This window comes from Pedobacter sp. L105 (assembly GCF_009765875.1).
In the GTDB taxonomy this organism is placed as follows: domain Bacteria; phylum Bacteroidota; class Bacteroidia; order Sphingobacteriales; family Sphingobacteriaceae; genus Pedobacter.
This window is the reverse complement of the sequence record NZ_LMUP01000008.1, coordinates 181,498-203,112: the sequence shown is the minus strand read 5'-3', so window position 1 is coordinate 203,112 and position 21,615 is coordinate 181,498. Positions and strand designations below refer to the sequence as shown.

Genomic DNA, 21,615 nt, shown 5'->3' with positions numbered 1-21,615 from the left:
ACCTGACAAATAAATAATATGAAGAAACTTCTAAAGATCATCAGTTTGAGCTTGTTGTGTATGTTCGCAACTTCCAGGGTTAATGCACAGATAGACCCGCACTTCTCACAATATTATGCTAATCCGCTATGGCTTAACCCTGCGCTGACCGGCGTGATGGACGGGGACTACAGGGTGAATGTAAATGCTAAGCAGCAATGGAGTTCTATCTCCAACGCTTACCTGACCACCGGTGCCTCATTTGATGTGGCACCTACAAAAAACCTTGCTTTTGGAGCAATGATCCTTAATCAAAGCGCGGGTGCTGTGAGCTATAACTATCTCAATGCCCTTGCCTCTGCTGCCTATCGGATCAGGTTTGGCAGTGCAGGTCTGAATATGATCAACTTTGGGATCCAGGCCGGGATTTTAAACAAAAGTTTTGACCCTACTAAAGTAACTACAGGCAGTCAGTTTAATGGCGATACTGGTTTTGGTGGCGGACTTCCAGTCAATGAGACATTTACCTCTTCCAATACGCTGGTGCCGGATGTTAATTTCGGGGTAATGTATTTTGACGGAAACGGAGACAAAACGGTCAACACATTTCTTGGCGTGAGCGCCAATCACCTGACCAGGCCGATTGACCGTTTTGTGGGTGATGATGTCAGGATACCGATCAGGCTTTCTGTACATGGCGGGGCCCGGATTAAGATCAGTGACGCATTGGATATTACACCAAACGGCTTGTATATGAGACAGGGTACAGCCAGGGAAACATCCCTGGGTGCTTATGCCAACTACTTTATTAACCGTGAAACGGACCTGATGTTTGGTTCCAACTACAGGAAGGATGATGCGGCTATTGCTTACTTCGGCGTACATATAAAAAATATAGCCATTGGGGTGAGCTATGACTTTAATACCTCTAACCTGAGCCGTGCCACAGGTAGTCAGGGCGGGTTAGAATTATCAGTTTCTTTTACCAGCCGCAGAGGTATTTCAGGTCCTAATTTTTACTGTCCACGATTATAATATACCCTATGAAAGCGCTTAAAATATTGCTGATGATGTGCCTGTTTACTCCGTTGGTCCAGGCTCAGTATGTATCTAATAATAAAAAAATTGCAGACGTTTATTTCCAGAATAAGGAATATTACGCGGCTGCGGAATATTATAAAAAATCTTTACAGATCACTAATGACAGTATTGGTTTTGTAGTACCCTATGCATTTGATAAGTCCGGTAAAAAAGAAACCACTAAACGTTCGGATTATGAATATTGTGTTTATCAACTGGCAACTTCACTCCGGTTATATAAGGACTTCAGGGCAGCAGAAGCGTGGTACGCACTGGCCAGAAATTTCAGCGATCCGAAGTATTCCTTAAGTTCTTTTTTTTATGGAGAGTGCCTGCGGTCCAATCAGAAATTCCTGGATGCAATTGTTTCCTTTAAGTATTTCCTGAACAAGGATAAATCGGGTGATCTCTATGCGGAGAAAGCAAAAACAGAGATCGCTTCCTGTAATTTTGCCCTGTATGAAATGCGTTATCCAAGGCTGTATAAGTTTAGCAAGATCTTTAACCAGATCAACTCAAAAGGATCTAATTATACACCGTTCCTGATCAATGACAATTTCTATTTTACATCGTCGAGACCTGTTCCGGTAGGTAAGGGGTCGGGGGTATATGTAGATAAAAAGAATAAGTCAAAAGTAATACAAAAGGAAAACCCATTTATCAATGCGATCTATGAAGCATCCGGCAATCCGCAGGAAGAAGGCACAACGGTAAAAAGGGTAGGCGTAGTAGAGAAGGGGCGAGAATTTGCAGCCCCTGCATTTAATCCAAATGGTAAGGTCATGTATTTAACCAGCTGGACGGCTAAAGGAACCAGGAAGATCTATGAGGTGAACATCGCTGAAGGAAACGGGGCTACCTGGTCTGCACCCAAAGAACTGGGTACAGAAGTAAACGTAGAAGGTTTCAATTCAATGCAGCCTTTTATTACCAAAGATGGGAAATACCTTGTTTTTTCTTCCGACCGTCCTGGCGGACTGGGGAAATATGATCTTTGGTATTGTTTACTGCGGTCCGACGGGTCGATGGGGAATGCTGTCAATATGGGAAAGCTGATCAATACAAAAGAGGACGAAGAAGCCCCTTATTACAATAGTAAAACAAAGAAACTATTATACAGCAGTGCGGGGAAAGTAGGTTTGGGAGGCCTGGATTTCTATGAAAGCAATGGTGATTTTGCAGGCTGGTCTGAACCCAGGAACCTTGGCTATCCTTTCAATTCATCAAAGGATGATGTTTATTTTACGCCAATGGATGACAATGACACGGAAGGATATATTAGTTCTGACAGGGAATCTGTTTGCTGCCTGGAAATTTTTTATGCCAAAAAACAATTTATTACTGTGGAGGGTACTGTACTGGACTGTCAAACGGGAATGCCTTTATCCGGCGCAGCCGTAACGATGATAGATTCTCTTCAACAAATGAGGGTAATAGCCGGACATGACGGGAAATACAGGTTCAGGATCAATTCTAACCGTGGCTTCAGGTTAGTTGCAGAGAAACAAAGCTATCTCAAAAAAGGTATCAATTACTCTTATGATGAATTGGCCAAAATAGATACTTTGGTTAATCCCAGGTTATGTCTAACTGCCTATGAGATCAATAAACCGATTGTGCTGAAAGATATTTTATATGATTTTAACAGTGCGGACCTGAATCCAGGATCAACCGCCACATTGGATCAGTTATATAAATTATTGGCTGATAACCCCTCTATGGAAGTTGAACTCAGTGCACACACGGATAACATTGGAAAAAAGACTTACAATCTTGATTTATCAGAACGAAGGGCTAAGTCTTGTGTAGATTACCTGATGATGAAAGGGATAGCTGCTGCAAGAATGACCAGTAAGGGTTATGGCTTTAGTAAACCTGTTGCACCTAATCAATTTCCTAATGGAGAAGATAATTTTCTGGGCCGTCAGCAAAACAGGAGGACAGAATTTAAGATCACTAAAATGTAGCATTGCTAAATCAGGTTTTTAATCTTCTTTAGCATCTCTGCCATTTGGAATGGTTTTTCCAGGTAATCATCTGTGGGTAAATGACTCCTCCTGATGTAATCCTCGGAAAAACCACCGGAAGTCAGAATAACCGGCAAATGAGCGGTGCTTTCCCTGGTACGGATCTCTTTAAATATGGCTCTGCCGTCCATTCCATCCAGTCTGATATCCATCAGTATCAAATTGGGTTTAAATTCATCTATAATTTTGAAAATTGGTCTTCCTGTCATCAGCGGGAAGACTTTATATTTATTCTCTTCTAAAACTAACTGGATGACCTCCAGTAAATCCGGATCGTCTTCAACTACAAGTATTCTATTCATTGATTTAAAAAACTGTGCTGAACAACTTTGATGCCATGAAATGGCGGAAAGAATCGATACTTTTGTTTCTTTTATTATAATCAATCTTATGCAGTTAGACGATCAGATCAAAGCAATAGCTAATACCCTACTTCCCAGTTTTATACCTAAAGATAGTAAGGAATCAAATTTGTCTTTTCATTTTACCCTGCCTCCCGATTCCAGCTACAAAGTTTTTTTTGAAAAAGATGCCCAATCAAAATGGCAGTTTATTCGTTTCGAAGAGGCAGTGCGTTAATGATGCCGGGCAGGAATGTATTAAAAAGCAGAAACCAGTACAGCAGAAACATTAGATAGTTCCCCATTCATGCTCATTCAAGGTTTTACAATTATCATAGGGGAATTGTGCAGGAAATAGAGGAACGTTTTACCCAATATTGGTTTTTATGTGTAAGGACACATACAGTGGTGCAAACTGGAAGATATTAAGCTTATCAAAACGGTTGGATACTAATACGATACAGCGAAGCCTTATATGAGCTATTCCTGTATGGTGTATGATTTTTATTTTAACGTTTTAAAGGGGTATAGAAATTGTATAATTCTGTTCAAGCATTTATAAACTATAATTATTGCAATACTTTGGAGAATACATTTGGAAGGAATATAATTCCGCAGGATGAAGAGGCACGTTTAAAGAACCTTAAAGAGTATAAGATTCTGTATACTAAATCGGAGCCAATTTTTGATCAGCTGGCAGCTGTTGCCGCTACAATGTTTAAGGTACCACTGGCTATGATCAACTTTGTTGATAAAGACCTGGTTTGGACGAAGGCCAATCAGGAGGGAGAAAATGGCGGTGAAGTGGAAAGAGGAAGCAGTTTATGCTCCCTGGCTATTTTAAAAGATAGTGTTACTGTTTTTGAGAATATATTGACAGAACCTTTTTTGTTAACTAACCCCATGGTGGCAGGTGAATACGGACTCAGGTTTTATGCCGGAGCACCAATTACTACAGCCGAAGGCTTTAATATTGGCGTAGTCTGCGTAGCAGATACCGTAGCACGTCAATTTACCAGTGAGGATCAGTTAAACCTGGAATCCCTGGCTAAGCTGATACAGCAGGAAATACAAAAAAGGATAAATATAGCTTAAGAAATGGGGGAATTAATTGTAATTCCCTCTTTTTTTAAAATGTAGTTAAAAATTCCTTCAATAGGTTTTTGAAGGATTTTTCCTACATGGATGCCGTTATTTTCACATACGTATTTGAGGATATCCTGATAATAAAATGCAATTGAACCCACAAAGTGGCAGTCGATTATTTTATAATCTTTAAAGTCTTTAATGTTAGTATCAATAAATTCCTGAAAGCCGTCAACCAGTACTTTGTAAATGAAAGGATGGTCTCTGCGCTCATACATAAAACGGCTAAAACTGGCAAGATAGGTATTGGGCAATACTTTCTGGTATACGTTGGTGATGATCGTTTCTTTATCGGCATCAAATTGCGCTGTAAATTCTAAGCGCAGGTCTTCGGGCATTTGCTGATACAGATAGGAGGTGATCATTTTTCTTCCGAAAAATGTTCCTGAGCCTTCATCACCGAGTATGTAACCTAAGCCATAGTTACTGTCGTAAGTCATTGACCCATCCCAGTAAGAAACATTGGAGCCTGTACCCAAAATACAGACCAGTCCTTTTTCATCCCCGCAGGTGGCATAACCTGAACCAATCAAATCGTTCTCTACACTAATGTATGCGTTTGAAAAAAACAGGGATAAACCGTTTGAAATAATTTCATGTTTGTCTGGTGAAGAGCAGCCCGCGCCATAAAAATAGATCTCTTTCACATCTGTCGCAAATTCTTCCAGCATTTGTACTTTAGACAGCACTTTGTGTATATCCTGCGCGTTTAAGAAGTATGGATTAATACCCTGAGTATGAAAACTAATTGTTTTTCCTGAGTGATATCCTAACCAATCTGTCTTCGTCGACCCGCTGTCTGCTACTAAAATCATACACAAAAGTAATCATCTTCCTGAATAATTGTTAGCTTAAGATGCTTAAAACTTGATTTTTATCATTGTTTAAAAAACAATCCTGCTTTTTAAGCCTGAATATAGAGATTCAATATTTTTATTCAAGTCTGTTGACAAGATCGAGAGGATATTGTTGACAATGCATGATATTTTAATTGTGCATCCGGCTATTTTTTTAGATTTGCGGCTAGTAATAACTGTATTATGTGTAATAAGAGATCGTTTTTGGGGTTAGTTTTAATCCTGATTTGGAGTATAAGGGCACAAGCCGGACTAAAAATTGATTTTGAAGTTTCTTTTAAAGAGCCCCAGGCGCATTATGTAGAAGTGCAGATGAATATTTCTGGTCTGGCTAAAGACTATATTGATGTTAAAATGCCGGTATGGGCACCAGGGTCTTACCTGATCCGTGAGTTTTCTAAAAATGTTGAGGGTTTTGCAGCGGCAGATGGAGTGCATGTACTTTCATTTCAAAAACTTAAGAAGAATACCTGGCGTGTGTATAAGGGGAACAGCAGTTCTATACAGTTAAAATATAGGGTGTATGCTTTTGAAGTTTCCGTTCGTACCCCATTTATAGATGGCAGTCATGCTTTTTTATCGCCTACGGGAATTTTTATGTATCCGGATAAAGGATTATCACTGGAAAGCACCGTGAAAATAATTCCATTTGCCGGGTGGAGTAAAGTCTCCACCGGATTAAAAGCTATACCGGGAAAGGATTTCACCTATGTCGCTAAAAACTTTGATATTTTATATGACAGCCCGATTGAGGTAGGTAATCAGGAAGTCATTCGATTTAATGCCGCAGGGGTGAAACATGAAGTAGCGATGTATGGCGGTGGAAACTATGATGCGGAAAAGCTGAAGCTGGATATGGCCAGGATCATTGAGCAGCTAACGGCAATTTATGGAGAAAACCCGAATGAGAATTATACCTTCATTGTTCATAATTTATCAAGGGGAGGGGGTGGACTGGAACATTCCAATTCTGCTGTACTAGGTGTAGGCAGAGATACTTATGGGAGTGAGGAGGGGTATAAAGGATTTTTGAGTTTAGTGGCACATGAGTATCATCATTTATGGAATGTGAAACGTTTGCGTCCCATTGCACTGGGCCCATTTGATTATGAAAATGAAAATTATACAACTGATCTCTGGATTGCTGAGGGATTTACTGCCTATTATGAGAATAAGATCATGCTGCGCGCGGGCTTTTTGAGTCCTGATGAATATTTGTCTACCCTTATCAATGCGCTTTCTGCCGTAATGAATACCCCGGGCGCAAAAGTACAGTCTATGGCGGAAGCCAGTTTTGATGCCTGGATAAAATATTACAGGCCGAATGAAAATTCAAATAATTCAAGTGTATCCTATTATAATAAAGGTGAGATAGCAGGAATGCTGATGGACCTGGAAATTTCACATGCAACAGGTGGTACCCGGAGCCTGGATGATGTAATGAAAGCGATGTATACACAATGTAAGCTGACAGGAAAAGGCTATAGCGATGAAGAGTTCAAGGCTATGGCAGAGAAAATCAGTGGAATTAGTTTTACTGATTTCTGGGCAAAATATGTAGATGGCACCGCTACTGTTGAATACGCTAAATATTTTGGTTATGCAGGTATAAAGGTGGTGGATGCCAATGAAGGTAAAAGTATCCCTTACCTGGGGCTGGCAAGCAGAAAAACTGATGGGCACATTTACATTATTGCTGTTTCCCGCAATTCCAGTGCCTGGGTAGATGGACTCAATGTAGGGGATGAAGTGATCAGTATTGGTGATTTACCGGCAGAGGCACCGGTAGAAAGAATGGCTGCGCTACTGAGTAAAAAAGTAGGTGATGTCATTTCCGTAAAAATCAAAAGGGATGAATCAGAAATGGTTATAAAGGTGACCATAAAGGCTAATCCAAACGTGAAACTCGAACCTTCGATGGATACCCCGCCGAGTGAGATTCAGAAAAAGATATTAAGAAAGTGGATGGGGATTTAAGCCTGCAGGTTAATAAAAAAGGCGCAGGATTTAACCTGCGCCTTTTTTTATTAAAGTATGTTTTGTTAGAAAGTGAAACGAACTGATAGCCCTAAACCTGAAGCATCAAAATTTGAATCTGGTGATAACTGTATGGCTGGTTTCCAGTCCAGCGAGATATTAATAGGTGCATCTGCAAATTTATAATCCAGACCTAAAACGCCGTCAACAGAGAGATAGAGATCTGTATTGTCTGTATAGATGTATTTTGCCGAACCTATACTTCCACCAACTCCATAGTACCAGTTTAAGCCGGGCGCATTGGTAATAGGATTGTAGATCTCATACAGGCCGGTTACCCTGAAATATCTGTAACCGTCATGGGACCTGAAGTTGGCGATCAGGTCCAGCATTTTATTTTCTCCAAGCGTAGTTTTAAAAGTAACCCCGTTAGCTTCACCAAAACGTCCGCCGATAGCATTGTCATAGCCTTGTGCTTTTGAAGACGTTTGTATCGCAAAAGCCGCGATAATTGTTAAACAAAGTATAGTAAATACTTTTTTCATATGATTATTTGTTTGTTAGTGATTATGAAGCAATTATAAGCCTTTCATTAATGTATATGTGATAAGCTTATACTAGTTTCATAGTAATTGGATAAGATTAATTATAAATTTCGGTTGAACAATTATTATGCCGTTTGAGTTTTTGTTGATGTTTTTTGTAGAAAAATTAAGGCTTTTATAAATAATTAGCAAAAATGGGCCTTTGTCAATCGTAATTGTGTATAAGACAAATTCGCTTTGCGCAGAAAAATAATTTGTTAGATTTGGAATATGCTATTTCATCCGTAACTAATTTTGTTATAAATTAGAAAAGCAATTATAATTAAATAACCAAGTATATGCCAGTAACTGTCACAAGAGTATTTGATCTCCTCAAATATAATCTGGAGAAGTTTCCAAAAGATAACCTGCTCAATAGCAAGGTAAATGGAGTGTGGGAAAAGTACAGTACTCAAAAGCTTTCTGATACTGCAGACTCCCTGAGCAGAAGTTTTATTGGTTTGGGAATAACTAAAGGCTCTAAAATAGCTGTAATGTCTCATAACAGGCCGGAGTGGAATGTTACAGATTTTGCGATCACGCAGATCGGTGCACTGCAGGTGCCGCTCTATCCTACCTTAGCCGAGCATGATATTAAATTTATTCTGGAGAACGCAGAAGTAAGTATCATATTTTTGGCGGATGAAATCCTGTATAAAAAAGTAAAGGCAGTAACCGAAGCAGCTCATCTTTCTGTTAAACTCTATACCTTTGATCAGGTGGAAGGGGCGATCAACTGGATGGCCCTGGTTGATGCAGGTGCTGGTCTGGAAAGTATTGATCTGGATCCATATCGTGACGCGGTTATGCCCGAAGATACACTAACACTGATCTATACCTCCGGTACTACAGGTACGCCAAAAGGCGTCATGCTGACGCACAATAACCTGGTTCAGAATTTTAAAAATTCTGCTGCAGTGGTACCACATGATATCAAGAAAGCGGTGAGTTTTTTGCCGCTGTCGCATATTTTTGAGCGGATGCTGTTTTACCTGTACCTCTATAGCGATGTATCTGTTTATTATGCAGAGAGTATGGATACGATAGTAGCTGATATCCAGTTTGTAAAACCTAATATTTTTTGTACTGTTCCAAGGTTACTGGAGAAAGTTTATGATAAGATCATGGAAAGGGGAAAAGCGCTTACAGGTATAAAAAGAAATATTTTCTTTTGGTCGGTAGCTTTGGGAGAGAAATATGAAATTCAAAGCAGCTGGTTTTACCGTTTACAGTTAGGAATTGCCAGTAAGCTGGTCTTTCAAAAGTGGAGAGAGGCACTTGGTGGGGATATCCTTGCTATCATTTCAGGCGGAGCTGCATTAAATCCACGTTTAAACCGGATATTCCGGGCAGCAGGGATACCTGTCTATGAAGGGTATGGTTTAACTGAGACTTCTCCGGTCATTGCTACGAATCACCCGGGTGAAACTATGTTCGGAACAGTAGGGGCGGCGATTAATGGGGTGGAGATTAAGATTGCCGAAGATGGAGAAGTACTGACAAGGGGACATCATGTCATGAAAGGGTATTATAAAAGAGACGACCTTACGGCAGAAACAATAGATGCCGGCGGATGGTTTCATACCGGGGATATTGGCGAGTTGATACAGGGGAAATTTCTGAAAATTACAGACCGGAAGAAAGAGATCTTTAAAACAGCAGGCGGTAAATATGTTGCTCCGCAGCTATTGGAAAATAAATATAAGGAATCGGTATTAATTGAACAGATCATGGTGCTGGGGGAAAATCGCAAATTTCCATCGGCATTGATTGTGCCTAATTTCACCGCACTAAAAGCCTGGTGCGAAAAGAAAGAAATTAGCTATTCTACTAATGAAGAGATGATTAAAAATCCTCTGGTTCTCGAAAAGTATCATCAGGAGATTGCCCGTGGTTCAGTAGAATTCGGTAAATGGGAACAGGTGAAACGTTTTGTTTTACTCACTAAAGAATGGAATATTGAAGATGGTGAATTATCTCCTAAGCTGAGCCTCAAAAGAAAAGTAATCCTGGAAAAAAATATGGCCCTGATAGAAAGGTTGTACAAGGAAGCAGAAGATTATAAAGCTTAGGGAATATAGTAGCTAAACCACACAAATAGATGTATTTGATTTTAAGCAATCAGATCCTTTTTTTTTGATTGTTTAAAGGTACAATTTATGGGTTAAAATAGGAACAGAAGGTATTTATATGATATATAATCCTTTTGGTACAAATATTGCTCGGTAAGGAAAATGGAACTAAATTTTTATTAAACCCATATTATGAAACACAAATTATTCAAAAGCTTGCCGGTAGCAATAGCGGCACTATTTATTGGAGGAGCTGCAAATGCACAGACAACACCAATGAGTACAACTACACCTGCTGAGCAGTTCAGTACCTGGTCTTTCGGCGTAAATGCAGGAATTCTTTCTCCAATATCTCCTCTGGGAGGTAAGAATGATTTTTCTGATTGGAAATCGGACTTCGGATATGGTGTATATATTAAAAAACAATTCACTTCATACTTCTCCCTGAGATTAGATGGAATCAGAGGAACGTTAAAAGCTGACAATTCTTCTGCTTACAAAAGTGGTTTTACGCCTAATGATGGAAACAATACTGCTTTCAAAACTAAATTAAACTATGCTGCCAGTTTAAATGCAGAGGTGAATCTTTTTAACATCGATATGTTTAAAAAACAGAACATCCTGCAATTGTATGTAACAGGTGGTGCTGGTTTATCTGGTTACAAACCAACAGTTACTGCTGCTAATGGAACAGTAAGTGATTTTGGTGGTGGTAAAGACATCAGTGAATTAGTTATTCCTGTTGGAATTGGTGCTAAAGTTAAATTGTCTGAAAAAATCAATCTGGATTTAGGATGGTCAGTTTATTTTGTTGATGGTGATAACCTTGATGGTACTTACCGTAATGGAAATAGTGACAAATTCAACTATGCACATGCAGGTTTAGAATTTGCTTTGGGTAAAGGAAAACAATTAGCTTTCAGCAACCCGGTAGCTGCTACTTATGAAGAAGCGTTACAAGCTAAAGCATTAGCAGGTTCATTGAAAAGTGATTTAGATCAGCAAAAAGCTGAAAATGCTAAATTGAGATCTGATATGGATGATCTGTTGAAAGATTCAGACGGTGACGGTGTTGCAGATAAATTGGATAAATGTCCTGGTACTCCTGCAAATACTGTAGTTGACGGATCTGGATGTCCATTAGTAGTTCCTGCTCCTGTAACTAACGAAAAAGTAATCATTACTGAAGAAGATCGTCGTGTAGTTAGAGAAGCGATTAGAAACTTAGAATTTGATTTAGGTAAAGCTACAATCAGAGCTCACTCTTTCCCTACATTGGATCGCGTAGCAAACTTATTGTCTACTAAAAATATCAGTCTGAAATTAGCTGGTCACACAGATAACACAGGTTCAAAAGATCTGAACATGAGATTATCTAAAGCCAGAGCTGAGTCGATCAAAGCTTACCTGGTTAGTAAAGGTGCAAATGGATCAAGAATTGAAGCTACAGGTTATGGTATGAATCAACCAATTGCAAGTAACAAAACTGCAGCTGGACGTCAGAAAAACAGACGTGTAGAATTTACTATCTACTAGTCTTAAAACAACACTTAAAAGAGCCGCCGGATTCAGTTCCGGCGGCTCTTTTTTTTTGCTTTTTTTTACTTGCATCGGCAGAATATATTAATTAGCTTTGTTATGCAAGCATAGTAATTAATGAAACAACAGGAGACTATAGATTATTTATTAAAGGTGACCTGGCAGAATGTTGCCAATACGTATAATCAGGTTGCCTCTGGTTTTGGAATTACACAAGCCATTGGTTATGTGCTGATTAATATTGATAAAGACGGGACTGCCGTATCGCAGCTTGCCGGCTTACTGGGCGTAAAAGCAACCAGCTTGTCCAGAATGCTGAGTAATATGGAAGAATCAGGATTGATTTACCGGGAGGCGGCATCCGGAGATAAAAGATCGGTAAAGGTATTCCTTACCGATTACGGACGGGAAAAGCGACAGCTGGCAAAAGCGGTGGTAAGGTCGTTTAATGAATACCTGGGTAATAACCTGACCATACAGGAGAAGAACCATTTGGTTAACGGTTTACAGAAATTAAATAAACTCACTTTAGCGTATACAGTAAGTACAGAAAACAATGAACAAAAAGATAAATAAAGTAGCGGTTTTGGGCTCTGGTATCATGGGTTCACGCATTGCTTGTCACTTTGCGAATATAGGTGTAGAAGTATTGTTGTTAGATATAGCGTCCAAAGAGCTTCTTCCCGAAGAAACAGCGAAAGGGTTAACTGCTGATCATCCTGCAGTAAAAAACCGTATTGTAAATGCGGCTTTGCAAAATGCCATTAAAACTAATCCTTCACCGGTATATACCAAAGAGGTAGTAAACAGGATTGCCACAGGTAATTTTGAAGATGACATGCCAAAGATTGCAGGTGTCGACTGGATCATTGAGGTGGTAGTAGAGAACCTGGATATCAAGAAAAAGGTATTCAAACAGGTTGAACAGTTTCGTAAAGCCGGAACACTGGTCACTTCTAATACTTCCGGTATTCCTATCCACCTGATGGCAGAGGGAAGAAGCGAAGATTTTAAAGCCTGTTTCTGCGGAACACACTTTTTTAACCCTCCACGTTACCTGCGTTTGCTGGAAATTATTCCAACACCAGATACAAAACCGGAAATTGTAGATTTTCTCCTGTTCTATGGAGATAAGTTCCTGGGTAAAACTACTGTTTTATGTAAAGATACTCCTGCCTTTATTGCTAATAGGGTGGGCGTTTATGCAATCATGGCATTGTTGCACCTGGTTGAAAAGTTAGACCTTACGGTAGAGGAGGTAGATAAGTTTACGGGCCCTGCTCTGGGAAGGCCTAAATCTGCAACTTTCCGAACCTCTGACGTGGTTGGTTTAGATACCATGATCAAAGTAGCCAAAGGATTATATGATAATGTTCCCAATGATAAAGCCCATGATTTATTCCAGCTTCCCGGATATGTGGTGAAGATGGAAGAAAACAAATGGCTGGGCGATAAAACTAAACAGGGTTTCTATAAAAAAATAAAAACTGCGGAAGGTAAAACTGAAATACTGGCGCTTGATTTAAAAACACTGGAATACCGTCCGCAGGAAAAAGTGAAGTCGGCTACGCTCGATCTGACCAAGTCTATTGAAAATGTTAAAGACCGGATGAAGGTTTTTGCAGCTGGCAAGGATAAAGCTGCTGAAGTTTTCAGGTCTTCTTCATTTGGACTATTTGAGTATGTATCTGACCGTATTCCTGAGATTTCTGATGAATTGTACAGAATTGATGATGCCATGCGTGCCGGTTTTGGATGGGACCTTGGTCCTTTTGAAATCTGGGATGCTGTAGGTATAACAGAATCGCTGGAAGGCATGAAAAAGTATGGACATGAAGCTGCCGGATGGGTACATGATATGCTTGCTGCCGGCCATACGTCCTTTTATAAAGTAGAAGATGGGATTAAAAAGTATTATGATATTCCTTCCAAAAGTTATCAATCATTGCCAGGTGCAGATGAGTTTATTATCCTGGACAATATCCGCGGCAATAAAACCATCTGGAAAAACTCCGGGGCTTCTATTATTGATCTGGGTGATGGAATCCTGAATGTTGAGTTCCATTCCAAGATGAATACTATTGGTGGAGACACACTACAGGCAATTAATAAGGCGATCGATCTTGCAGAGAAAGATTACAGAGGTCTGGTTATTGGAAATGACGGAGCTAATTTTTCTGCAGGGGCCAATGTAGGGATGATCTTTATGATGGCAGTGGAACAGGATTGGGATGAGTTAAACATGGCGGTCAGGGCATTTCAGAATACATCTATGCGGATCAGGTATTCTTCTATTCCGGTAGTGGTGGCTCCTCATAACCTTGCTTTAGGCGGTGGATGTGAGTTTAGCCTCCATGCTGATCATGTACAGCTGAATGCCGAAACTTATATGGGGCTGGTAGAGTTTGGGGTAGGCCTTATCCCCGGCGGCGGCGGGAGTAAAGAGTTTGCTTTACGTGCTTCGGATGAGTATAAAGCCGATCAGATTGTTCAAAATGTATTAAAAGACCGTTTTCTTACGGTAGCCATGGCAAAAGTATCCACTTCTGCAGCCGAGGCATTTGAGCTGGGCTATTTGCAAAAAGATAAATATGCAATCTCTATAAACAGGAGCAGGCTGATTGCCGACGCAAAAGCCAAAGCCATTGAACTGGCAGATGCCGGTTATACCCAGCCGGTACGGAGAAAAGATATCAGGGTATTGGGTAAACAAGGCCTGGGAATTGTATATGCAGGGGCCAATACGATGTTTTCAGGACATTACATTTCGGAACATGATAAAAAAATCTCAGAGAAACTGGGTTACGTCATGTGCGGCGGAGATCTGTCTTCTCCTACTGAAGTTACAGAACAGTATTTGCTGGATCTGGAGAGAGAAGTTTTTCTATCGCTTTGCGGGGAAAGAAAAACACTGGAACGTATTCAGAGTATTGTAACTAAAGGTAAACCCCTCCGTAATTAACCGGCAGGATTTAAATTCAAATATAAAATCAACAGGCTTAAAATAGAATTAACATGCAGGAAGCATATATCATAGCAGGATTACGTACCGCAGTAGGCAAAGCACCGCGCGGGGTATTTCGTTTTACCAGGGCTGATGACCTGGCTGCTGAAGTGATCAGACAATTGGTAGCCTCGGTTCCCAATCTGGATAAAGAACAAATAGATGATGTGATTGTAGGCAATGCTACGCCGGAAGCGGAGCAGGGATTAAATATAGGACGTATGGTTTCCCTGATGGGACTGGATACAGATAAAGTACCGGGCGTAACAGTGAACAGGTATTGTGCCTCAGGCCTGGATACCATAGCTACTGCGGTGGCTAAGATCAGGAGCGGAATGGCCGACTGTATCATTGCCGGAGGAGTAGAGGTGATGTCGGGCATGCCTTTTGGCGGCTGGAAAGTAGTGCCCAATGCCGAAGTAGCCCGGAAGAACCCGGACTGGTACTGGGGAATGGGACTTACCGGCGAAGCTGTAGCCAGGGAATACAAGATCAGCCGGGAAGACCAGGATGAGTTTGCTTTTAATTCCCATATGAAAGCTATTGAGGCAATAAAGAATGGCCATCTTAAGGCAGGTGTTGCTCCGATAACCGTGACAGAGAATTACCTGGACGGCCAGATGAAAAAGAAAACGCGAACTTATGTAGTAGATACAGATGAAGGGCCGCGTGCGGATACTACACTGGATAAACTGGCTAAGCTAAAGCCTGTTTTTGCGGCTGATGGCTGTGTCACTGCCGGAAATTCTTCCCAGACCTCGGATGGGGCAGCTTTTGTATTGGTGGTATCTGAAAGTAAATTAAAGGAATTGGGTGTAGACCCGATTGCCAGGCTTGTGGGATATGGATTGGTTGGCGTACCGCCAAGGATTATGGGTATCGGACCGATTAATGCGATCCCGCTGGCTCTGAAAAGAGCTGGTCTGAAGCTGGAACAGTTAGACCTGATTGAATTAAATGAGGCTTTTGCATCACAGTCACTGGCAGTGATCAGAACACTTGGGCTCGATACGGAAAAACTGAACGTGAATGGAGGTGCTATTTCATTGGGCCACCCGCTTGGATGTACAGGAGCAAAACTTTCTGTGCAGCTGTTCAATGAGCTCAAACGCCGCCAGGGCAAATATGGAATGGTCACTATGTGTGTTGGAAGCGGGCAGGGTGCTGCCGGAATTTTTGAAATGCTTTAATCTGCTAAAAATATGGAAACTACAGACAAAACAACAGTAAAGGGTGGAGAGTTCCTGATTAAGGAAACCGCTTTTCAGGATGTATTTATTCCTGAAGAATTTGACGAAGAACAACAGATGATTGCACAGACCTGCCGGGATTTCCTGGCTTCGGAGGTGTATCCAAATCTGGATCGTATAGATAAACTGGAAGAAGGGTTAATGCCTTCATTGCTCACTAAAGCAGGAGAACTGGGTATCCTTGGGGTTTCCATCCCTGAAGCCTATGGTGGCTTTGGCAAGAATTTTAATACTTCTATGCTGGTTGCCGATGTTATTGGTGCCGGTCATTCTTTTGCCGTAGCACTTTCTGCACATACCGGCATTGGAACTTTACCTATCTTGTATTATGGTAGTGAAGCACAAAAAGAAAAATATGTGCCTAAACTGGGAACAGGAGAATGGAAGGCTTCTTATTGTTTGACTGAGCCTAATTCAGGGTCAGATGCGAACTCGGGCAAAACTAAGGCTAAATTATCAGAAGACGGTAAACACTATGTGATTACCGGACAAAAGATGTGGATTACCAATGGTGGTTTTGCAGATATTTTTATTGTGTTTGCTAAAATTGATGACGATAAAAACCTGACCGCATTTATCGTAGAGCGTGATTTTGGGGGGATATCAATGAATCCTGAAGAACATAAAATGGGAATTAAAGGTTCTTCCACGCGCCAAGTGTTTTTCAACGATTGCCCGGTACCGGTAGAAAATATGCTTTCGGAGCGGGAAAACGGGTTTAAAATTGCGGTGAATATTTTAAATATCGGAAGGATTAAACTGGCTGCAGCTGCTATTGGCGCTTCAAGAAGTGTAATCAATACTGCCGTTAATTATTCCAATGAGCGGATCCAGTTTGAGCGTCCGATTTCAAAATATGGTGCTATACGTTATAAATTGGCAGAAATGGCCACAAAAGTATATGCTGTAGAATCAGCAAATTACCGTGCGGGGCAAAATATTGATGATGCTTACGATGCGCTGGTTGCAGGTGGAATGGATCAGAGTAAAGCCAAACTAAAGTCTACAGAACAATTTGCCGTAGAGTGCGCTATACTTAAGGTATGGGGTTCAGAAGTATTGGATTACGTGGTTGACGAGGGTGTTCAAATCTATGGAGGGATGGGCTTTTCTGCCGATGCCCCTATGGACAGGGCTTACCGGGATGCCAGGATCAATAGAATATTTGAAGGAACAAATGAAATCAACAGGCTGTTAACTGTTGATATGATGTTAAAAAGGGCAATGAAGGGTGAGCTGGACCTGATGACACCTGCTACTGCCGTAGCTGCAGAATTGATGTCTATTCCTGATTTTGGTGAAGAAGACGATACTTTATTTGCCGCGGAAAAGAAGATTATTCAAAACCTGAAAAAAGCCACGCTGATGGTTGCCGGGGCTGCGGTACAGAAGCTAATGATGAGCTTATCTAAAGAGCAGGAGATCCTGATGAACATTGCAGATATGGCCAGTTATGTATATGTCGCAGAGTCTGTTTTGTTAAGAACGGAAAAGCTGGTGAGTATTAAAGGTGCCGGGGCTTGTGAAGGCCAGCTGAATATGATGAAGATCTATTTTGTGGAGGCTGTTGATGCTCTTCAAAAAGCAGGTAAAGAAGCGTTATGGGCTTTCGCAGAAGGAGATGAGCAACGCATGATGCTGGTAGGATTGAAGCGTTTTACAAAAATGGACGCTTTTAATGTAAAAGATGCGCGTCAGAAAGTAGCACAGCAGCTGATCGCAGCCAATAAATATTGCTTCTAATAGCGGTTTTATTTTCAACCAGTGCTGTTATTTACCTGACAGCGCTGGTCGAATTTGTTAAAATTGGTTAAATATTGTGCCATAGCCAATAAAAGACTATTTTTGTGCAATATGTCAAATAGCAAAATTCTATTATTGTTTATTTTGGTTGTCTGTTTTTTTGTCGCCTGTGAAAAAACACCGGTTTACGACAAGGCAACGCAACTGAAAATTGACGATGATATTATTGCGAAATATTTAAAAGATAATAACCTTACTTTCACTAAAACTGCTCAGGGCTTATATTATCAGATTATAAATCAGAATGATACAGGTACTAAAATAATTGCATTGAGCGACTCTCTCAGGATACATTATGTGGAAAGATTGCTGTTGAACCAGAGATTTTTAGATTCCACTATCAGCAATGTAGATACTACCTTATTTCAGCTCAAAGATGCTATTCAAGGATGGGAATTAGGTATTCCTTTGATCAGAGCCGGCGGTCGCATCCGTTTAATTGTACCCTCACCACTGGCTTACCAGAACAGGCAGATTGATTCTTTATTAATTCCTAATTCTATTTTAGATTTTGATATCAGGTTGATCTCTGCCATAGATTCTACACAATTCAAACCAATAAAAAAACCAACAAATTAATAATGCTTAAAAAGTTATCAGGATTTGCCCTTGCCCTAATCGGCATCACTGCCTTTTTCACGAGTTCATGTACGAAGTCGTATGAAGGAATTAATAGTGTAGATTCCACAAAAATCTCGACCTATATTAAACAAAATAATTTGACCAGCATGGTGGAAGATTCTGCTAAAACCGGTTATTATTACCAGATCGTTTCTCCGGGAACGGGGAAAACTTTTGTGAATTCAGATTCTGTGCTGTACAATTACAGCATTAAGGGCTTGGACAATGGAACGCTTTACCTGGACAATCGTCCGAATGGTAATTATAATTCTTTTGTTGGCTATACCTACAATATTGCTTATCAGAGTGTTTCTTATCCTATATTAGCAGTAAGGGATGTGATGAACAAATTGAAACCGGGCGGGGTTGCCAGGATACTAGTTCCTTCTTATCAGGCTTTTGGTAAAAATGGAGTAGGAAGTATTCCTGGAAATGAAAATATAGATTTAACAATTACAGTATATCCTGAAACTAATCAGGCTTTGTTGGATGATAGGCTCATACGTGAATATGTTGCTGCTAAAGGTTTAACGATGACAAAAGATCCTTCGGGAGTTTATTATAACGTGGCTAAACCCGGAAGCGGCACTTATCCGATTACGGATAATTCAACGATTTATGTCAAATATACTGGGATGACAAGAGATGGACTTGTTGTAGATAGTGATACTACAGGTAATACTTCTTTTACACTTGGTTCAGGTGGCCTGAAGGGTTGGACGGATGTTCTTCCTGGTAAGGTTCAAAGGGATGGTGTTATTCGTATGATTCTTCCTTCTGGTCTTGGTTATGGAACAACTACCAGCGGGCTTATCAATCCGAATGAGATCATAGATTACAACTTTACTATTGTGAGCGTTTTACAATAAGTCAGGCATGTTAAAGAAAGGGATTTCTCCCTGTTAAAAGCATATCCAATTATCTTTGGATATGCTTTTTGTTTTAATCACAGTTTCTCTGGTTTGAATAGAGAAGATCTGTCAGTTAGTCAGGTAAATAAAGGAAATTTGTATTTACTTGTTAACTGTTTAGTGCTTCTTTAAATACCTTGAGGATTCTATCCCTGGCGAAAGTATGCTCTACGATTGGTTGAGTATGCTGTGGGTGTTTATATTCTGGCGCCCATTTGTAGATGTATTTATTTTCGGGGTCAAACTTCTTAGCCTGAAGTTCAGGGTTAAATACCCTGAAGTAGGGGGCCGCATCATTACCGCATCCACATGCCCACTGCCAGCCGCCTACATTACTGGCCATTTCATAATCCAGTAATTTTTCCGCAAAATAAGCTTCGCCCCATCGCCAGTCAATTAGCAGGTGTTTGGTTAAGAAGCTACCTACAATCATCCTTACGCGGTTGTGCATATAGCCTGTCTGGTTTAGCTGGTTCATCCCTGCATCGACAATAGGATAGCCGGTTTTGCCATTTTTCCAGGCTTCAAAATCTTTTTCATTATTGATCCATCGGATATTATCGTAGGCGGGTTTAAATGATTGTGTGGTGATCTGAGGGAAATGAGATAAAATCATCATATAAAAATCCCTCCAGGCCAATTCTGAGAGCCATTTATCCGCTTTTGCTGAAATGGCTTTTGCTGCAGCCTCGCGGATACTTACTGTGCCAAATCTAAAGTGCAATCCTATGTGTGTGGTCGCGTCATCAAAAGGGAAGTCCCTTCTTTCTTCGTAAGCTGCCAGTTTACGCTCAAAATTTGCTGAAGGGAAGTTCTGATCTGATTTTTCAAATCCTAATGATGATAATTTAGGGAAGGCAAAAGGTTTGGTTTGAAATAAGTTACTAAGATATTTTTCTACAGGATAGGCTTTGAGGTAGAAGTCGTTCAGTTTTTTATGCCACTGGCGGAAATAGGGCGTAAAAACGGTATATGGTTTTCCATCAGCCTTAGTGATTTCATCTTTTTCGAAGATCACCTGGTCTTTATAGGTTTTGAAAGAAATGGTTTCAGTACGCAGAAATTCTGATAAGGAATCATCCCGTTCCAGGGCATATGGCTCATAATCGTGGTTTGTATAGACTTCCTTTACCGCATAAGTTTCAATAATCTCTGGCCATACTTCCTCAGGGGTACCATATTTGATGAGCAGGGAAGAACCTTTTTGCTGCAGTTCTTTCTCCATTTGCTGCAGCTGCTGGTAGATAAAGGTAACCCTTGCATCTTTTTTGTCATTCAGATCGTCCAGGATTTTCCGGTCGAATATAAAAAGCAGCAGAACAGGCAATTCCCCTTTTAAGGCGTGATACAGTGCAGCGTGATCGTTTAATCTCAAATCCCTTCGTAACCAGCAAATGTTGATGTTTTTTTTCATACGCTGTAAATATCTGCTAAAGCATCTTCAACATAAATATATTTAAAAATAAATCCGGTATCGAGCAATTTTTGTGCGGAGGTATTGGTACTATTCAATACAATGACGCTCATTTCTCCGAGAATTAGTTTCATGACTTTTTCTGGTATGCTAAAAGGCCATACGGGCCGGTGCAACTGCTTTGCTATGGCTTTTGTGATTGTTTTATTGGTTACAGGAAATGGTGCGCAGGCATTATATACGCCGCTCATATGCTGATCTGCCAATGCCTGAAGATAAATCTGAGTCATATCTCTATAATGAACCCAGGGTACCCATTGTTTTCCTGTTCCGAGTGGCGCACCTACCAATAACTGTATCGGTTTTGCCATTTGGGGTAGCGCACCATCATTTTTGCTGAGCACCACACCGGTTCTTAATTTTACTACCCTTAATCCCAGCATTTCGCCCTGATTTACCGCTTTTTCCCAGGCTACACAGCAGTCAGCAAGGAAATCTTTCCCGACAGGACTTTCTTCTGTTAGTATTTCATCCCCGCGGTTCCCATAAATACCTACTGCAGCAGCAGAGATAAAATGCTTCACCTGGTTTTTATGCCCGGCTAGAGTTTTGAACAATAACCCGGCTGATAAAACCCTGCTATCGATAATTTCCTTTTTTCGCTTTTCTGACCATTTTTCACTGGCGATGCTTTCACCGGCAAGATGTATAATGGAATCTACCCCATTCAGACAGTTAATATCAATTTCCTGTTTATAAACGTCCCATAAGAAAACATTTACCTGATTGATCTGTTCGTGTTTTCTGGAGAGAATAGAAACCCGATCGCCTTGTTTTAAAAGGGCCTGAATTAATTCTTTGCCTAACATGCCTGTGGCACCTGTGATTAAAATATGCTGGTTCATTTATTCATAAACCCTAAATAACCTATTTTAGTTTTAATATCCTTTTTTGGATAAACATTTGTTTCGGTTATGTAAATATTGCTTTGTTGATTAGTTGTTGGTAAA

The 21,615-nt window shown here is 40.5% G+C and carries 18 protein-coding genes; 13 read left to right on the top strand and 5 right to left on the bottom strand.

What is annotated here, in order from left to right; all coding sequences use genetic code 11:
- Positions 1–18 precede the first annotated feature (18 nt).
- Complete coding sequence (locus GSQ84_RS16185; protein ID WP_158798320.1) at positions 19–1,014, top strand: PorP/SprF family type IX secretion system membrane protein; 996 nt, start codon at positions 19–21, stop codon at positions 1,012–1,014.
- 8 nt (positions 1,015–1,022) lie between these two features.
- On the top strand, positions 1,023–3,026 hold the full coding sequence (locus tag GSQ84_RS16180; protein ID WP_158798319.1) for an OmpA family protein: 2,004 nt from the start codon (positions 1,023–1,025) through the stop codon (positions 3,024–3,026).
- 5 nt (positions 3,027–3,031) lie between these two features.
- Here the strand turns inward: GSQ84_RS16180 and GSQ84_RS16175 are convergent, their stop codons facing one another.
- Positions 3,032–3,388 (bottom strand): response regulator transcription factor, encoded by a 357-nt coding sequence (locus GSQ84_RS16175; RefSeq protein WP_158798318.1) that lies wholly within the window; start codon positions 3,386–3,388, stop codon positions 3,032–3,034.
- Positions 3,389–3,476: 88 nt separating this feature from the next.
- Here GSQ84_RS16175 and GSQ84_RS16170 point away from each other — a divergent pair, with 88 nt between their 5' ends.
- Both GSQ84_RS16170 and GSQ84_RS16165 read left to right on the top strand, forming a co-directional pair.
- A complete protein-coding gene (locus tag GSQ84_RS16170) occupies positions 3,477–3,665 on the top strand; it encodes a hypothetical protein (protein WP_158798317.1) in 189 nt (62 codons plus the stop codon).
- A 344-nt stretch (positions 3,666–4,009) separates the two neighbouring features.
- Positions 4,010–4,522: a GAF domain-containing protein gene (locus GSQ84_RS16165; protein ID WP_158798316.1), complete on the top strand. Its 513-nt coding sequence runs from the start codon at positions 4,010–4,012 to the stop codon at positions 4,520–4,522.
- Here GSQ84_RS16165 and GSQ84_RS16160 read toward each other — a convergent pair.
- Entirely contained in the window at positions 4,519–5,388 is an 870-nt protein-coding gene (locus GSQ84_RS16160; RefSeq protein ID WP_158798315.1) for an N-acetylglucosamine kinase, read from the bottom strand. The genes GSQ84_RS16165 and GSQ84_RS16160 overlap by 4 nt on opposite strands.
- 246 nt (positions 5,389–5,634) lie before the next feature.
- Here GSQ84_RS16160 and GSQ84_RS16155 point away from each other — a divergent pair, with 246 nt between their 5' ends.
- Entirely contained in the window at positions 5,635–7,407 is a 1,773-nt protein-coding gene (locus GSQ84_RS16155; RefSeq protein WP_254070886.1) for a M61 family metallopeptidase, read from the top strand.
- A gap of 65 nt (positions 7,408–7,472) precedes the next feature.
- Here the strand turns inward: GSQ84_RS16155 and GSQ84_RS16150 are convergent, their stop codons facing one another.
- Positions 7,473–7,952: a hypothetical protein gene (locus tag GSQ84_RS16150; RefSeq protein WP_174238673.1), complete on the bottom strand. Its 480-nt coding sequence runs from the start codon at positions 7,950–7,952 to the stop codon at positions 7,473–7,475.
- 338 nt (positions 7,953–8,290) lie between these two features.
- On the opposite strand from GSQ84_RS16150, the gene GSQ84_RS16145 reads away from it, so the two are divergent.
- From GSQ84_RS16145 to GSQ84_RS16110, 8 genes are all read left to right on the top strand, one after another.
- Positions 8,291–10,063 carry a long-chain fatty acid--CoA ligase gene (locus GSQ84_RS16145; RefSeq protein ID WP_158798313.1) on the top strand — a complete coding sequence of 591 codons (1,773 nt, stop codon included), beginning with the start codon at positions 8,291–8,293 and terminating at the stop codon, positions 10,061–10,063.
- Between the two features lie 192 nt (positions 10,064–10,255).
- Positions 10,256–11,599: a DUF6089 family protein gene (locus GSQ84_RS16140; protein WP_158798312.1), complete on the top strand. Its 1,344-nt coding sequence runs from the start codon at positions 10,256–10,258 to the stop codon at positions 11,597–11,599.
- Positions 11,600–11,719: 120 nt separating this feature from the next.
- Positions 11,720–12,178 carry a MarR family winged helix-turn-helix transcriptional regulator gene (locus GSQ84_RS16135; protein ID WP_158798311.1) on the top strand — a complete coding sequence of 153 codons (459 nt, stop codon included), beginning with the start codon at positions 11,720–11,722 and terminating at the stop codon, positions 12,176–12,178.
- Positions 12,159–14,564 carry a 3-hydroxyacyl-CoA dehydrogenase/enoyl-CoA hydratase family protein gene (locus tag GSQ84_RS16130; protein ID WP_158798310.1) on the top strand — a complete coding sequence of 802 codons (2,406 nt, stop codon included), beginning with the start codon at positions 12,159–12,161 and terminating at the stop codon, positions 14,562–14,564. Before GSQ84_RS16135 ends, GSQ84_RS16130 begins: the two co-directional genes overlap by 20 nt.
- A gap of 53 nt (positions 14,565–14,617) precedes the next feature.
- Positions 14,618–15,796: an acetyl-CoA C-acyltransferase gene (locus tag GSQ84_RS16125; protein WP_158798309.1), complete on the top strand. Its 1,179-nt coding sequence runs from the start codon at positions 14,618–14,620 to the stop codon at positions 15,794–15,796.
- Between the two features lie 12 nt (positions 15,797–15,808).
- Positions 15,809–17,599, top strand: a complete 1,791-nt coding sequence (locus tag GSQ84_RS16120) for an acyl-CoA dehydrogenase family protein (protein ID WP_158798308.1) — start codon at positions 15,809–15,811, stop codon at positions 17,597–17,599.
- Between the two features lie 111 nt (positions 17,600–17,710).
- A complete protein-coding gene (locus GSQ84_RS16115; protein WP_158798307.1) occupies positions 17,711–18,238 on the top strand; it encodes an FKBP-type peptidyl-prolyl cis-trans isomerase in 528 nt (175 codons plus the stop codon).
- 2 nt (positions 18,239–18,240) lie between these two features.
- On the top strand, positions 18,241–19,149 hold the full coding sequence (locus tag GSQ84_RS16110; RefSeq protein ID WP_158798306.1) for an FKBP-type peptidyl-prolyl cis-trans isomerase: 909 nt from the start codon (positions 18,241–18,243) through the stop codon (positions 19,147–19,149).
- Positions 19,150–19,300: 151 nt separating this feature from the next.
- Here GSQ84_RS16110 and GSQ84_RS16105 read toward each other — a convergent pair whose 3' ends face one another.
- A complete protein-coding gene (locus tag GSQ84_RS16105) occupies positions 19,301–20,605 on the bottom strand; it encodes a deoxyribodipyrimidine photo-lyase (protein WP_158798305.1) in 1,305 nt (434 codons plus the stop codon).
- Positions 20,602–21,510, bottom strand: coding sequence for a TIGR01777 family oxidoreductase (locus tag GSQ84_RS16100; RefSeq protein WP_158798304.1), 909 nt, complete (start codon positions 21,508–21,510; stop codon positions 20,602–20,604). Before GSQ84_RS16100 ends, GSQ84_RS16105 begins: the two co-directional genes overlap by 4 nt.
- Positions 21,511–21,615: the final 105 nt, after the last annotated feature.